This is a genomic window from Streptomyces sp. TG1A-60 (assembly GCF_037201975.1).
In the GTDB taxonomy this organism is placed as follows: domain Bacteria; phylum Actinomycetota; class Actinomycetes; order Streptomycetales; family Streptomycetaceae; genus Streptomyces.
This window is the reverse complement of sequence record NZ_CP147520.1, coordinates 7,502,579-7,515,977: the sequence shown is the minus strand read 5'-3', so window position 1 is coordinate 7,515,977 and position 13,399 is coordinate 7,502,579. Positions and strand designations below refer to the sequence as shown.

Annotated in this window: 13 protein-coding genes and 1 pseudogene; 9 read left to right on the top strand and 5 right to left on the bottom strand. The window is 72.0% G+C overall.

Features of this window, described 5'->3' with window-relative positions; translation table 11 throughout:
• Positions 1-5 precede the first annotated feature (5 nt).
• Positions 6-689: a glycoside hydrolase family 75 protein gene (locus WBG99_RS33090; protein ID WP_338899873.1), complete on the bottom strand. Its 684-nt coding sequence runs from the start codon at positions 687-689 to the stop codon at positions 6-8.
• 809 nt (positions 690-1,498) lie between these two features.
• On the opposite strand from WBG99_RS33090, the gene WBG99_RS33085 reads away from it, so the two are divergent.
• Together WBG99_RS33085 and WBG99_RS33080 are read left to right on the top strand one after the other, a co-directional pair.
• Positions 1,499-1,678 (top strand): hypothetical protein, encoded by a 180-nt coding sequence (locus WBG99_RS33085; protein WP_338899872.1) that lies wholly within the window; start codon positions 1,499-1,501, stop codon positions 1,676-1,678.
• 156 nt (positions 1,679-1,834) lie between these two features.
• On the top strand, positions 1,835-2,371 hold the full coding sequence (locus tag WBG99_RS33080; RefSeq protein ID WP_338899871.1) for a hypothetical protein: 537 nt from the start codon (positions 1,835-1,837) through the stop codon (positions 2,369-2,371).
• Between the two features lie 39 nt (positions 2,372-2,410).
• On the opposite strand, the gene WBG99_RS33075 is transcribed toward WBG99_RS33080, so the two are convergent.
• The 3 genes from WBG99_RS33075 to WBG99_RS33065 all read right to left on the bottom strand — a co-directional run bounded on the left by WBG99_RS33075 (position 2,411) and on the right by WBG99_RS33065 (position 5,987).
• Positions 2,411-2,983: a PadR family transcriptional regulator gene (locus tag WBG99_RS33075; protein WP_338899870.1), complete on the bottom strand. Its 573-nt coding sequence runs from the start codon at positions 2,981-2,983 to the stop codon at positions 2,411-2,413.
• A 49-nt stretch (positions 2,984-3,032) separates the two neighbouring features.
• A complete protein-coding gene (locus tag WBG99_RS33070) occupies positions 3,033-5,048 on the bottom strand; it encodes an NADPH-dependent 2,4-dienoyl-CoA reductase (RefSeq protein WP_338899869.1) in 2,016 nt (671 codons plus the stop codon).
• A 153-nt stretch (positions 5,049-5,201) separates the two neighbouring features.
• On the bottom strand, positions 5,202-5,987 hold the full coding sequence (locus WBG99_RS33065) for a putative protein N(5)-glutamine methyltransferase (RefSeq protein WP_338899868.1): 786 nt from the start codon (positions 5,985-5,987) through the stop codon (positions 5,202-5,204).
• Positions 5,988-6,262: 275 nt separating this feature from the next.
• Here WBG99_RS33065 and WBG99_RS33060 point away from each other — a divergent pair, with 275 nt between their 5' ends.
• The 7 genes and pseudogenes from WBG99_RS33060 to WBG99_RS33030 all read left to right on the top strand — a co-directional run.
• Positions 6,263-6,868 carry a sulfite oxidase-like oxidoreductase gene (locus WBG99_RS33060; protein ID WP_338899867.1) on the top strand — a complete coding sequence of 202 codons (606 nt, stop codon included), beginning with the start codon at positions 6,263-6,265 and terminating at the stop codon, positions 6,866-6,868.
• Positions 6,861-7,631 carry a ferredoxin reductase gene (locus WBG99_RS33055; protein ID WP_338899866.1) on the top strand — a complete coding sequence of 257 codons (771 nt, stop codon included), beginning with the start codon at positions 6,861-6,863 and terminating at the stop codon, positions 7,629-7,631. Before WBG99_RS33060 ends, WBG99_RS33055 begins: the two co-directional genes overlap by 8 nt.
• 154 nt (positions 7,632-7,785) lie before the next feature.
• Positions 7,786-8,370, top strand: a complete 585-nt coding sequence (locus tag WBG99_RS33050) for a hypothetical protein (RefSeq protein ID WP_338899864.1) — start codon at positions 7,786-7,788, stop codon at positions 8,368-8,370.
• A 383-nt stretch (positions 8,371-8,753) separates the two neighbouring features.
• Positions 8,754-9,101 (top strand): DUF485 domain-containing protein, encoded by a 348-nt coding sequence (locus WBG99_RS33045; RefSeq protein ID WP_338900571.1) that lies wholly within the window; start codon positions 8,754-8,756, stop codon positions 9,099-9,101.
• Entirely contained in the window at positions 9,095-10,693 is a 1,599-nt protein-coding gene (locus WBG99_RS33040; RefSeq protein WP_338899863.1) for a cation acetate symporter, read from the top strand. Before WBG99_RS33045 ends, WBG99_RS33040 begins: the two co-directional genes overlap by 7 nt.
• Before the next feature lie 102 nt (positions 10,694-10,795).
• Positions 10,796-11,764, top strand: a complete 969-nt coding sequence (locus WBG99_RS33035) for an acetylxylan esterase (protein WP_338899862.1) — start codon at positions 10,796-10,798, stop codon at positions 11,762-11,764.
• 9 nt (positions 11,765-11,773) lie between these two features.
• A pseudogene (locus WBG99_RS33030) lies at positions 11,774-12,474 on the top strand (serine hydrolase domain-containing protein); the annotation flags it as partial.
• 24 nt (positions 12,475-12,498) lie between these two features.
• Here WBG99_RS33030 and WBG99_RS33025 read toward each other — a convergent pair.
• Positions 12,499-13,302: a methyltransferase domain-containing protein gene (locus tag WBG99_RS33025; RefSeq protein WP_338899861.1), complete on the bottom strand. Its 804-nt coding sequence runs from the start codon at positions 13,300-13,302 to the stop codon at positions 12,499-12,501.
• Between the last annotated feature and the right edge of the window lie 97 nt (positions 13,303-13,399).

The following is a 13,399-nucleotide window of genomic DNA, read 5'->3' as shown; positions in this document are numbered from 1 at the left end:
GTGCGCTATCCGTCCACGAACTGCCGCGCCAGCTCCTCCCCTTGTTCAACCGCCGCCTCGTGGTCCTCGATCGGGGTCACCCGGGAGTCCTCGAAGACGATGTAGGTGACGCCGGAGTCGGTGCCGCCGCTGCGCGAGTCGGGCCGGATGCCGAGGGCCTCGGCGGTCGCGTACGAGGCCTCGCCGATGATGCCCGGGGGGCCGGTGTCGCCGACGACGGCGTACTGGACCCGGTCCTCGTACACGACCGCGGCGATCGAGCCGCCCCTGATGCCGTGGTTCCGGTGGTCCCAGACAGGGCTCGGGACGGGGACGACGATGAACGGCAGGGTCTCGGAGCTGAGATGCCGGCCGTCGGACTGCTGGTAGGACGTGGCGGGCTGGAACCACGGGTCGGTGTCGCGGTTGCAGCGCGGGCCGGGCCGGCCGTCGCAGTCGATGTCCATGTCGGCCTTCCAGAACACCACGCCGTCGAGACCGCAGACGGGGATGACGGCGGGGGCGCCGACATCGCTGCGGTAGAGCCCCTCGGAGACCCGCACGCAGCCGCGCACCTTGGCCAGCAGTTCGGCGGCGGTCACGCTGCCCTCGCGCTGTATGGTCTCCCTCGGGTGGGCCAGGGCGGGCAGGGTGACGGGGGCCAGCAGGGCGGCGCCGAGGGCGGCCAGTGTCAACGAGCGGACACGCACGATGAGAAACCCTCTCCTGGGGGGACACTGACGAACACTCACCCAAAGTGGAGCGGGTCGGAGAGGACGGCCACCGGGAGGGGGCCGGACGGATCACGGCGCCTTCTGCGCGGGTGTGCGGCCGAGGGCCGGGCCGCACTCGGCTCCGGCCGCTCGGCCGCTCTCGTCGGCGCGGGATCGGCGACGACAGCGGACCGCGCCGTACAGCACGAACCAGCCTGGCGGGCAAGCGAGTTCACGCCGTGTCAGAGCACCAGCATACGTAGCCGGGTGCGGTGCCGTGAACCGTGCAGCGACCAACTCCGGCGGCGGGCGGTGGGCCCCTCGGCCCCCCGCGCACCCCGGTCTCCATCGAGCTGTCCTGGGTGCCGCCGCGGGGCCGACGATCCTCGGGCGGCCCCGCCCCAGACGAGCGTGGCGGCTCGCTGCTCCTCACGGCCGCCTGCGGACCGGGCACCTCGACGGAAAGGTGGTCGGGAGCAAGGCGGTGCGCTTGTCCTGGGGACGGTCGACGGACGACCGGGACGTGGTCTCGTACGCCGTCCCGCAGGGTGCCTCGAAGCTCCACAGTGTGGGCGGGCGGCAGATGTCGGCCGTGGTCACGGTCTGCGGCCCGGCACGCGTTACCCGTTCACCGGACGGGCACGGGACGCGGCCGACAACCTCTCCCCCTGTGAGCCGACCGGTACGGCTCACCACCGCGCCTGGGAGGGACGACGGGCGGATCACCGCGCCCACCGGGTTCCGCGCCGGCACGCGGCGGGCCGACGGAGCGTACTCGCGTGGTTCGACGTTCGGGGGGCGGCATCGTGCGACGCGCACCCGTGCCGGCACTCGTCCTTGTGCCGGTGCTCTGCGGCCGGGCCACGTGCAGCTTCCACGTGGGCCGGGAGACCGGAACGGCGTACCGGGTACGGATCCGGGCGAAGCTGCCGGACGGCACCTGGGGCGGGTTCTCCGCGGAACAGACGGTGACCACCGCAGGGTGATCGGACCACCCGCACGGCGGAAGCCGTCACCTGCCCGGGGCCCGTCCGCATGCGGACGGGGCGGAAGGCACGTTGGCTCACCCTGAGGCAGCACGGGTCTCCCGATCCTCGGCGGCGCAAGGGATGTACCGCCACCGTGCCGCCGGAGGGCAGACCATGCGCACGTCCCAGCTTCTCCTCCGCACCGGCCTGACCGTGGCCGCCGCCGCGCTGCCGATCGCCCTGACCGCGCCATCGGCCACGGCCGTCCCCGCGGGGATCTCGGTGAGCACCACGGGGTCCTCGGTCACCGTCACCACCAGCGATTGTCCCAACAGCACCAACGGCACGTTCGGCACCGCCTCGCTGCTCTCCAGCGGGCAGGCGAGCTTCTCCCAGGGGCGTCAGGCGACGCTCACCGGCACCAGCACCACCCAGTCCGCCGCCTGGGCGAACGTGGGCCCCGGGACGTACACGGTGATCGCGGTGTGCAAGGACGGGACCACGGCGGGCACCCAGTCCGTCATCGTCACCGCCTCCACCCCCACCATCTCCGCGACCGCCTCGCCCTCACGGGGCGTCATGGGCGGTATCGGCGGGGCCACCCAGGAGTACGGCACCGCCACGCTGGTGGGAGGCGGTGCACTGGTGGCAGTGGGCACGGCGGCGGCGGTCTGGTACCTGCGCCGCCGCGCCAAGCCGCACCGGCTGTGAGCCACGGGTGGGCGGTCGCCGCGTGACGTGGACGGCCGCCTACTCGTTTCCCGGACGCCCCTCACCGCCATCGGCGTCCGGCAGCCGCTCGAACTCCTCCAGGGCGTTCGCCAGCCACTGGGTCCAGAAGGTCTCCAGGTCGATGCCCGCCCGCAGGATCAGGTGCTGGAGGCGGTCCCGCGCCGTGTCCCGTCCGGGTCCGAAGTCCCGCTCCTCGATCTCCTCGTACTCCGCCAACTGCCTTTGATGCAGGGTGAGATGGCGTCGCAGATCGTCCTCAAGGCCGGTCGTGCCGACCACGGCCGCGGCTCGCAGCCGTACGAACAGCGCGTCGCGCCACGGTTTGGGGTCCTGGGGTGCGGAGGTCCAGCGGGCCAGTTCCTCGCGGCCCGCCGGGAGAACCTCGTAGCTCTTCCTCTGGCCCCGGGCGGGCCGCTCGGCGGGCAGGGCCCGGATGTGGCCCTCGCCCTCCAGTCTCCCCAGCTCGCGATAGATCTGCTGGTGCGTCGCCGACCAGAAGTAGCCGATCGACCTGTCGAACCGCCGGGTCAGCTCCAGGCCGGACGACGGCTTTTCGAGCAGGGCGGTGAGGATCGCGTGCGGGAGTGACATGGGCTCATCCTAGGAAGGCGCCACGCCTCGTCACGGCCGCGTCGCGTTCCTACAGCGCCGCCGCCAGCTCCGTCCCCTGCTTGATCGCCCGCTTGGCGTCCAGTTCGGCCGCCACGTCGGCGCCGCCGATGAGGTGCGCGGAGCGCCCGGCGGCGATCAGGGCGTCGTACAGGTCGCGACGGGGTTCCTGGCCGGTGCAGAGCACGACCGTGTCGACCTCCAGGACCTGGCGGACGCCGTCGACGGTGACGTGCAGTCCGGCGTCGTCGATCAGGTCGTACCGGACACCGGGGACCATGGTGACCCCGCGGTGCTTGAGCTCGGCGCGGTGGATCCAGCCGGTGGTCCTGCCGAGTCCGGCGCCGACCTTGGAGGCCTTGCGCTGGAGGAGGTGGACCGAGCGCGGCGGGACGGGACGCTCGGGAGCGGCGAGGCCGCCGGGGGCCCGGTAGTCCATGTCGACGCCCCACTGCCGGAAGTACGCCTCCGGGTCCTCGCTCGTCTTCTCCCCGCCGTCGGTCAGGTACTCGGCGACGTCGAAGCCGATGCCGCCGGCGCCGAGGATGGCGACCCGGTCGCCGACGGGGGCGCCGTCGCGCAGGACGTCGAGGTAGCCGAGGACCTTGGGATGGTCGACGCCGGGGAGTTCGGGGGTGCGCGGGGTGACGCCGGTGGCGACGACGACCTCGTCGTACGCGGTGACGTCGTCGGCGGCGACGCGCGTGTCCAGCCGTACGTCGACGCCGTACGCGTCGAGCCGGTTGCGGAAGTAGCGCAGGGTCTCGTCGAACTCCCGCTTGCCCGGGACCTTGCGGGCTACGTTGAGCTGGCCGCCGATCTCGCTCGCGGCGTCGAACAGCGTGACCTCGTGGCCGCGTTCGGCCGCGCTCACGGCGCACGCCAGGCCCGCGGGGCCGGCGCCGACGACCGCGACGCGTTTGCGCAGGCGGGTCGGGGAGAGCACCAGTTCCGTCTCGTGGCAGGCGCGCGGGTTGACCAGGCAGGAGGTGATCTTGCCGCTGAAGGTGTGGTCGAGGCAGGCCTGGTTGCAGCCGATGCAGGTGTTGATGGCGTCGGCGCGTCCGTCGCGGGCCTTGTCGACGAACTCCGGGTCGGCGAGCATCGGGCGGGCCATGGACACCATGTCGGCGTGGCCGTCGGCCAGCAACCGCTCTGCCAGCTCAGGGGTGTTGATGCGGTTGGTGGTGACCAGGGGCACCGAGACCGCGCCCATGAGCTTGCGGGTCACCCAGGTGTACGCGCCACGCGGCACGGAGGTCGCGATGGTGGGGATGCGGGCCTCGTGCCAGCCGATGCCGGTGTTGATGATGGTCGCCCCGGCCGCCTCGACGGCCTTCGCCAGCGTGACCACCTCGTCGAAGCTGGAGCCGCCGGGCACGAGGTCGAGCATCGACAGCCGGTAGACGACGATGAAGTCCTCGCCGACCGCCTCGCGCACCCGGCGCACGATCTCGACGGGCAGGCGCGTCCGGTTCTCGTACGAGCCGCCCCAGCGGTCCTCGCGGTGGTTGGTCCCGGCGGCGATGAACTCGTTGATCAGATAGCCCTCGGAGCCCATGATCTCGACGCCGTCGTACCCGGCCTGCCGGGCGAGCCGGGCCGCCCGCGCGTAGTCGTCGATCGTCTGCTCGACCTCGGCGTCGGTGAGCGCGTGCGGGACGTACGGGCTGATCGGGGCCTGGAGGGCGCTCGGGGCGACCAGGTCGCGGTGGTAGGCGTACCGCCCGAAGTGCAGGATCTGCATCGCGATCCGGCCGCCTTCGCGGTGGACGGCCTCGGTGATCTCCCGGTGCCGGTCGGCCTCCACGTCGGTGGTGAGCTTGGCGCCGCCCTCGTACGGGCGGCCGGCCTCGTTGGGCGCGATGCCGCCGGTGACGATGAGGCCCACTCCCCCGCGTGCCCGAGCCGCGTAGAACTCCGCCATTCGTTCGAAGCCGCGCTCGGCCTCCTCCAGGCCGACGTGCATGGAGCCCATGAGTACGCGGTTGGGAAGCGTGGTGAAGCCCAGGTCGAGCGGGCTCAGCAGGTGCGGGTAACGGCTCATGGGGCCCTCCGTCGTGGCGTCGTCCCCACCGTTGTAGACGACGCCACGACTGTTTTGCAACTAGTTGCATAAGGGCTGAGGGCAAGGCCACACCAAGGCGGCCGGGAGCTGCGCGTGCCCAGCTCCGAGGGCGCCACGCCGCCTGCGCAGGGGTCAGCCGCGTGCGGGCCTGGTGCCGATCACCACGTGGGCGTACCTCTCCTCCGAGACGGCGGTACGTGCGGTGAGGCCGCGGCGGCGGAAGGCGTCGAGGGCGAGCGGTGCCTGGCGTCGGCTCGTCTCGACGAGCAGACAGCCGCCGGGGGCCAGCCACTCGGGGGCCTCGGCGGCGACCCTGCGCAGGACGTCGAGGCCGTCGGTGCCGCCGTCGAGGGCGACGCGGGGTTCGTGGTCTCGGGCCTCGCTCGGCAGGAACGGGACCTCGCGGGTGGGGACGTAGGGCACGTTCGCCGCGAGGATGTCGACGCGGCCCCGCAGCCGGGAGGGCAGCGCCGCGAAGAGGTCGCCCTCGTGGGCGTGCCCGCCGTGCGGCGCGATGTTGCGGCGGGCGCAGCGGACCGCCGCCGGGTCGATGTCGGCGGCGTGCAGTTCGGCCCCGTCGAGCGACGCGGCCAGGGCGGCGCCCACCGCGCCCGAGCCGCAGCACAGGTCGACGACGACCGAGGCTCCGGGGGCGGCGGCGAGGGCCCGCTCGACGAGGAATTCGGTACGGCGTCGGGGGACGAACACGCCGGGTTCCACGGCGATGCGCAGGCCCGCGAACTCGGCCCAGCCGAGGACGAGTTCGAGGGGCAGGCCCGCGACGCGCCGGTCGACCATGGCGGCGGCCTCGACCGGGGTGCGTGCGGTGGTGAGGATCAGCTCCGCCTCGTCCTCGGCGAAGACGCAACCGGCGGCGCGCAGGGTCGTTACGACAGAGAGGGTGGGCAGTGGTGGCATGACAGCCGGGAGCCTTTCGGTGGGCCGAAGGGCGCTCCCGCGGTGGCCTATCGGCGATGCACCGCGCCGCGTTGAGGTGAGAGCACCCGACCTGACACAGCGGTAATGGGTCCCACCTCCCCGATCCACGTGACGACTGGCCCGGTAACCTTACCCCACGGTCACGACCGGGCTGGAAGGGCATAATGCCCGTCGCCCGCCCCGGGGAGGGAGCACCCGCCACAGGCACGTACGGTGGTGTGACTCAGCCGTCACCGCCGTCACGTTGGACCCGTATGAACGTCACCCGAGGCTTCACCGGGCGCCCCCGCGTCCTCCATCCCGGTCTGCCGCCCGGCCAGTACGACGCCGGCGACGACTGGCCCGTGCTGTCCGCCGAGGTCACCCCCGACCTCGCGCCCGCCGACTGGACGTTCCGGATCGACGGTCTGGTGGTTGAGCCGCACTCCTGGGACTGGGACGAGGCGCACGCGCTGCCCGGGTCTGTGTACGAGGGCGACATCCACTGTGTGACGAGCTGGTCGAAGTTCGGGGTGCGGTTCGGGGGCGTGTCACTGGACGTGTTCCTGGACGTGGTCCGGCCCGATCCGTCCGCCACGCACGCGGTCGCGTACTCACACAGCGGCTACACCACGAACCTCCCGCTCGCCGACCTCACCGGCGGGCGCGCCTGGATCGCCTGGGAGTACGACGGCGGGCCGCTGCCCGCCGAGCACGGCGGGCCGGCCCGGTTGCTGGTGCCGCATCTGTACTTCTGGAAGAGCGCCAAGTGGATCGCGGGCCTGAGGCTCCTCGACCACGACGAGCCCGGCTTCTGGGAGCAGAACGGCTATCACGCGCGGGGCAACCCGTGGGAGGAACAGCGGTACTCCGGTGACTGACACGGCGACGACCGAGGCGTTCACGCCGCCCACGCGGCTCGCCGTGCCGGGGCGGATCGCCGTGAGCAACCGGGCGGCGACGCTCTGGCGAACCGCGACACTGACGCAGATCCGGCGGGAGACGCCGACCGCGGCCACGTACCGGTTCGCCGTGCCGGGCTGGGCGGGGCATCTGCCCGGGCAGCATCTGTCGCTGCGGCTCACCGCCGAGGACGGCTACACGGCGCAGCGTCACTACTCGCTGGCGTCCCCACCCGACGACACCGGGCACATCGAGCTGACCCTGGACCATGTCGAGGGCGGCGAGGTCTCCGGGTGGTTCCACACCGAGGCCCGGCCCGGCGACGAGGTGGAGGTGTGCGGCCCGCTCAGCGGATTCTTCGCCTGGCCCGGGGACCGGCCCGCGCTGCTGATCGGCGCCGGTTCCGGTGTCGTGCCGCTGATGTCGATGATCCGCCACCACCGGGCGCGCGGGCTCGGCGTACCCCTGCGGCTGCTGGCGTCGGCACGCGGGCCCGAGGAACTGATCTACGCGGCGGAGTACGGCGCGGAGACCACCGCCGTGTTCACGCGCCGGGCGCCCGAGGGGGTACCGGTGGGCCGGTTGTCGGCGGCGCGGGTGGCGCCGCTGCTGGCCGAGCGGCCACCCGGTGGGTGGGAGGCCTACGTGTGCGGCTCCAACGCGTTCGCCGAGCACGCCTCACGGCTGCTGGTCGAGGCCGGGCAGCCGGTTGACCGTATCCGTATCGAGCGGTTCGGCTGACGCTTCGGCCCGGACAGCGCGCATGTGCCTGCCACGCTTTCATGATTTCTGGCCTAAATCATGCCATCACGGCCTCTTTCGGGTACACCGGAAGTGCGGAGCAGTCCCGACCGGGGTTCTCGTACATGAGGACCACTCCGGTGAGGGAGGTGAGATGCGAGGCCAGGTGTTCGGGTGGCGCTGGCGCCCCAATCCGCTGCGCCGGCGCTCGGACGTCGTCGAGGCGTGGACGGTGCTCCTCGTCGTGCTTCTGCTGCTGATCGGCGCCCCGGCCGCCGGGGTCGCGGCGGGCCGGTGGGCCCACAGGGACGCGCAGGCGCACGCCGCGGCCGAGCGGGCCGCGCGCGACCGGGTGAGCGCCGTGGTCGTCGAGGGCGCCCCGGCCGCGGCGCCCTCGGAGCACGGCGGCAAGCAGCCCATGTCCTGGGTGCGGGCCCGCTGGACCGAGCCCGACGGCGGCTCTCGGACCGGCCAGGCCCGGGTGCCGGCCGGCACCGAGCGCGGCGACCGCGCCGACGTGTGGCTGGATGCGGCCGGCCGCAGTGTCCAGGCGCCGCCGACGGACACCGACGTCTGGGAGCGCGCCCTGGCCACGGGGACCTGCGCCACGGGGGGCGTCGTCGGAGTTGTCCTGGTCGGCCACTTCGTGGTCCGCCGGGTCGCCATCCGGCACCGGCTGGCCGAATGGGAACGGGAGTGGGCACGCACCGGACCCGACTGGGGACACCGCTGGGCGTGAGGAACGGATCGTCGCCCGCGGCCGCGGGAGCGCGACCGACAGAAACCAGAACAATGCTCAGCTAAAGGCTGTGCGATGAAGGCCGGCCATTCGCAGAACGTCCACACAATCCTTCCACTCAGGACGGTTGATACTTCAAGCGGCTCGCTGACATACTCCCCTTCCTCCCCCATGGTTCCGCACGGCGACTTGACTCCGCGACGGTCGAATCACCCTGGATCATTCCCGCGACCGGTCAGAGTCGAGTGCGAGACATAAGGCAGCGAAGAGGGTGCATTGTGTCCAACTACACGGCACGGTACGACAGTTCCGTCCCGTTTCCTCCCCCGTCCGGCCCAGGAGGCGATTCGTTCTCCCCCGCGCCCGGCGCGGGCCGCGCACCGATGGGCCGACAGCCGGTGCACGCGCATCCTGAATTTCGTTCAATAAGCGCCGCATATCGCCGATTCGGCGCATGGGCGACCGGGTTGTCCGTCGGTGGATTTCTGTCGTACGTCCTGTTGTCGAGTTTCGTACCAGGAGTAATGAATCAGCGATTGATCGGACATCTCACACTCGGCCTGGCGCTCGGCCTGGCCCAGTTCGCCGTCATGGGTGCGACCGCGTACCTGTACGTCCGGCACATGCGCAGGAACATCGACCCGGTCGCCCGCAGGCTCCGCGCCCAGCTGGAGGACCGTCAGGCCGAGCAGCGTCGTGTTCCGGCCGGACGGCGGTTCCGCGCATGGTGACGATCTCCGCGAGTGTGGCCGACGCGTTCAGCCTGCGGCTGACATTCGTGCTGTTCCTGTCCGTCGTCGTGATCACCCTGTTCACCGCGTTGCTGACGGCTCCGCAACGCGACGAGATCAGCGAGTTCTACCTCGGCAACCGCGACATGTCGCCGCTGCGCAACGGCCTCGCGATGTGCGGCGACTACCTCTCGGCCGCGACCCTGCTCGGCAGCACCGGTCTCGTCGCCCTGACCGGGTACGACGGTCTGCTCTACCTGGGCGGCACCGTGGTCGCCTGGATGATGGTGCTGCTGCTCATCGCCGAGCCCCTGCGCAACTCGGGCAGGTTCACGCTCGGCGACACCCTCGCCCGGCGGCTCCCGCTGCAGCAGCGGCCCGTCCGGCTGGCGCTGGCCGTCTGCACGCTCTCCGTGTGCGCCCTGTACCTGGTGGCCCAACTGGTCGGCAGCATCGCCCTGATGACACAGTTCGTCGGCGAACCGAGCCCGACCACCCGCACGATGATCGTGATCATCATCGGTTCCATCGTCACCACCTACGCGGCGATCGGCGGCATGCCCGGCGCGACGTTCATCCAGGTGGTCAAGGCCGTGATGCTCGTCGCCGGTGTCACGGTCGTCGCCGTGATGGTGTTGAACCGCTTCGACTGGGACATCGACGGACTGCTGTCGTCCGCCACCGCGGGCAGCGGGCTCGGCGACCAGTACCTCCAACCGGGTCTGCGCTACGGGGGCGGCCCCGTGAGCAAGATCGACTTCTTCAGTCTCCAACTGGCCATCGTGCTGGGGCTCGCCGCACTCCCCCACGTGATGATGCGGCTGCTCGCGCCCCGCAAGACCCGGGTGCTGCGCGCCTCGGTCGTGTGGGCCGTGGGCCTGGTCGGGTTCGTGTGCCTGATGGCCGGCGTCCTCGGCCTCGGCGCCACCGCCGTCGTGGGCCGGGACGCCATCTCGGACATCGACCACAAGGGCGACGCGGCCGTGCTGCTGCTCGCCCACGACCTCGGCGGCGAGGTCCTCACGGCGATCGTCTCGGCCCTGGCCTTCGTCACCCTGCTCGCCGTCGCGGCCGGTCTCACGCTCGCCGCGGCCTCCTCGGTCGCCCACGACCTGTACGGCGAGGTCATCCGCAAGGGCAGGGCGAAGGAGACGGAGGAACTGGCGGTCGCCCGGATCGCCGCGGTGGCCATGGGCGTCCTCAGCATGATGTTCGCCCTGCTCTCCTGGGGCACGAACACGGCCACACTGGCGTTCCTGGCCTTCGCGATCGCCGCGTCCGCCATCCTGCCGACCATCGTCTACAGCCTGTTCTGGCGCGGGTTCACCGCCCGGGGCGCCCTGCTCAGCCTGTACGGCGGTCTGCTCACCTCGGTCCTTCTCGTGCTGTTCTCGCCGGTCGTCTCCTCGGCGCCCGAGTCGGTGTACCCGCACGCCGACTTCGCGTGGTTCCCGCTGCAGAACCCGGGCATCGTCTCGATCCCGGCGGGCTTCCTGCTGGGGTGGCTCGGCTCCCGCCTCGGCCCCCGCGTGGCGGAGACCGTGTACGAGGACTTCGAGGTCCGGGCCCTGATCGGGGCCGACCAGAGGTGAGCCGCGGGGGCGTCGCGGACCGCGAGGAGACCCTTGGCCAGCCCGCGGCGCCCCACGTACGGTGTGATCATTTGCACCTCGGAACTCAAAAGGTGGTCCTTCATGGCCCTGTTCGACCTGCCGTTGGGCGAGCTTTATGGTTATCGAAGCGCTTCGACCGAGCCCGAGGACTTCGACTCCTTCTGGACGAAGACCCTCAAGGAGGCCCGCGAGCACGACCTCGACGCCCGTTTCGAACCGGTTGAGACCCACCTGAAGACGGTCGAGGTGCACGACGTCACCTTCTCCGGGTTCGGCGGACACCCGGTCAAGGGCTGGCTGGTCCTGCCGAAGGGGACGACCGAACCGCTGCCCACCGTCGTGGAGTTCATCGGCTACGGCGGTGGCCGCGGCCTGGCCCACACCCACCTGTTGTGGGCGTCGGCGGGGTATGCGCACTTCGTCATGGACACCCGGGGCCAGGGCAGCGCCTGGGGCGGAGGTGGCGACACCCCCGACCCGGTGGGCGGCGCGCCCGCCTTCCCCGGTTTCATGACCCGGGGCCTTGACGCCCCCGAGAACTACTACTACCGCCGGGTCTACACGGATGCCGTACGCGCGGTGGAAGCCGCCCGCTCGCACCCGCTGACCGACGCCGCACGTACGGCCGTCGTCGGCTCCAGCCAGGGCGGCGGCATCTCCGTCGCGGTCGGCGGACTCGTCCCCGACCTGGTCGCGGTCGCGCCCGACGTGCCCTTCCTGTGCGACTTCCCGCGCTCCACCACCATCACCGACCGCGATCCGTACCGCGAGATCGGCAAGTACCTCAAGACGCACCGCGGTCGCACCGAACAGGTCGGGCGCACCCTCGCCTACTTCGACGGCGTGCACTTCGCCGCGCGCGCCCGGGCCGCCGCCCTGTTCTCGGTGGCCCTGGAGGACCAGACCTGCCCACCCTCCACGGTCTTCGCGGCCTTCAACGCATGGGCCGAGTCCGACAAGCGCATCGAGGTCTACGACTTCAACGACCACGAGGGCGGTGGCCCCTTCCAGGAGGCGGTCAAGCTGCGCTGGCTGGCCTCGCGGCTCTGAGGAGGCCGCTGGGAACTGACGGCCGAGCGGCTCGCGGCGCAGGAGCCCTGGTGGGAGCCCGCCGCACAGGCCGGATACCACGCGATGTCGTTCGGTTTCCTCGTCGGCGAGGTGGTCCGGCGGGTGTGGGGGCTGCTGCCGGGCGCGTTGCCGGCGCGGGAGGTCGCCGGGCCGCTCGGGATCGGCTTCAGCACCGGGCTGCCTGTCTCGGAGGCGTCGCGAGCGGCCGAGCTCGTGCATCCGCCGGTCGCGACCAGTGAACAGGCCGCCGCCCTCGCCAACCACCGAGGCGGACACCGCCGAGTGGCGGGTCGCCGAGATCCCGGTGGCCAACGGCCACGGCACCGCCCGCGCGGTCGCCTCGCTGTACGGGATCCTCGCTCCGCGCCCTACCTGGGGCGGACGGCGGGTGCTGTCGCCTGAGGCGGCCGAGCGGGTCCGTGAGGGTCAGGTCTGCGGCCGTGACCTGGTGCTCGGCGCGGGTTGGGCCGGGACACGGAGATCGGGCTCAGGCTTGGCTGGGCGGCCCGCACGGCTCGTACGGGCCCGACCCGAGAGGCTTCGGCCACGACGGCTTCGGCGGTTCCTGCGGTCTCGCCGATCCGGAGGCGGGCGTCTTTCTCGGCCACGTCATGAACCGCATGGGCCCGCACATCGCCGACGACCCGCGCGCGATGTCGCTCGTCGAGGCGCTGCACAGCGCACTGTGAGCACGGCCCGGCCGGTCGGGTCGGCTACGGCCTGGGCCCGTCGACGTCCGGCTCCGCGACCTCCGGGCGGGTGGCCACGACCATGCGGCACCGCGGGCTGCCATCGGTCCGCCGCCCGAACTCGGGCAGCGCGAACAGGTCCACGTCGAACCCGGCCCGTTCCAGCTCACGCCGTACGACGCCGAGCCGGAACGGGCGGTAGTACATGACGAACGGCGGTCGCCAGAGCGCGTTGCGCACCCGCATCGCCGTGTCGAAGCCGAGCGCCGCCCAGTACCAGGGGGAGTTCGGCGGGGCGGGCGCGGGCAGCGGGAACGCGAAGCGTCCGCCGGGCCGCAGCACGGAGTGCACCTCGGCGAACAGGCCCGGCAGTTCGTCCGGCAGGAAGTGGCCGAACGCGCCGAAGCTCACGGCCAGGTCGAAGGCGGGCCCGAAGGGCAGGGCGAGGGCGTCCCCGCGCACCCAGGAGACACGAGGCCCTCCGGTGTCCGTGCCGATGGCACGGCGACCCTCGGAGCCTGGGCCGTCGGCCCCCACCTGGCCCCTCGCCACCGCCAGCATCCCCGCGCTGATGTCGAGGCCGGTGACGCTCTCCCGACACACCTCGCGCAGCACCTCCACCCCGGCACCGGTGCCGCAGCAGAGGTCCAGCCCGTGCCCGAACGGGCCCATCGCCGCCAGGGCCGCTTCGACCGCGTCGAGGATCGTGTCCGGCGTACGGAACGGGGTTTGGTCGAACTTCGGCGCGAGCAGGTCATAGCCGCGTTCGACGGACGAGAGTGCCTGAACGGCGAGTTCGCGGAGGCTGGGGCCTTGCGGGGTGAACATCACGTCAGCTTAGGGGTCCTTGCGCTATGAGCTCCCGATGAGGTCGCGTGGTCTGGTGCCGTGCATCGCAGGGCGCCGGAGAGCCCTCGTAGACACC

Bases quoted from the DNA above. Each gene is read 5' to 3' on its own strand.
- WBG99_RS33080 (WP_338899871.1), top strand. From the start codon at position 1,835: ATGCGCACGTCCCAGCTTCTCCTCCGCACCGGCCTGACCGTGGCCGCC.
- WBG99_RS33075 (WP_338899870.1), bottom strand. From the start codon at position 2,983: ATGTCACTCCCGCACGCGATCCTCACCGCCCTGCTCGAAAAGCCGTCG.
- WBG99_RS33070 (WP_338899869.1), bottom strand. From the start codon at position 5,048: ATGAGCCGTTACCCGCACCTGCTGAGCCCGCTCGACCTGGGCTTCACC.
- WBG99_RS33065 (WP_338899868.1), bottom strand. From the start codon at position 5,987: ATGCCACCACTGCCCACCCTCTCTGTCGTAACGACCCTGCGCGCCGCC.
- WBG99_RS33060 (WP_338899867.1), top strand. From the start codon at position 6,263: ATGAACGTCACCCGAGGCTTCACCGGGCGCCCCCGCGTCCTCCATCCC.
- WBG99_RS33050 (WP_338899864.1), top strand. From the start codon at position 7,786: ATGCGAGGCCAGGTGTTCGGGTGGCGCTGGCGCCCCAATCCGCTGCGC.
- WBG99_RS33045 (WP_338900571.1), top strand. From the start codon at position 8,754: ATGGGCCGACAGCCGGTGCACGCGCATCCTGAATTTCGTTCAATAAGC.
- WBG99_RS33040 (WP_338899863.1), top strand. From the start codon at position 9,095: ATGGTGACGATCTCCGCGAGTGTGGCCGACGCGTTCAGCCTGCGGCTG.
- WBG99_RS33035 (WP_338899862.1), top strand. From the start codon at position 10,796: ATGGCCCTGTTCGACCTGCCGTTGGGCGAGCTTTATGGTTATCGAAGC.
- WBG99_RS33025 (WP_338899861.1), bottom strand. From the start codon at position 13,302: ATGTTCACCCCGCAAGGCCCCAGCCTCCGCGAACTCGCCGTTCAGGCA.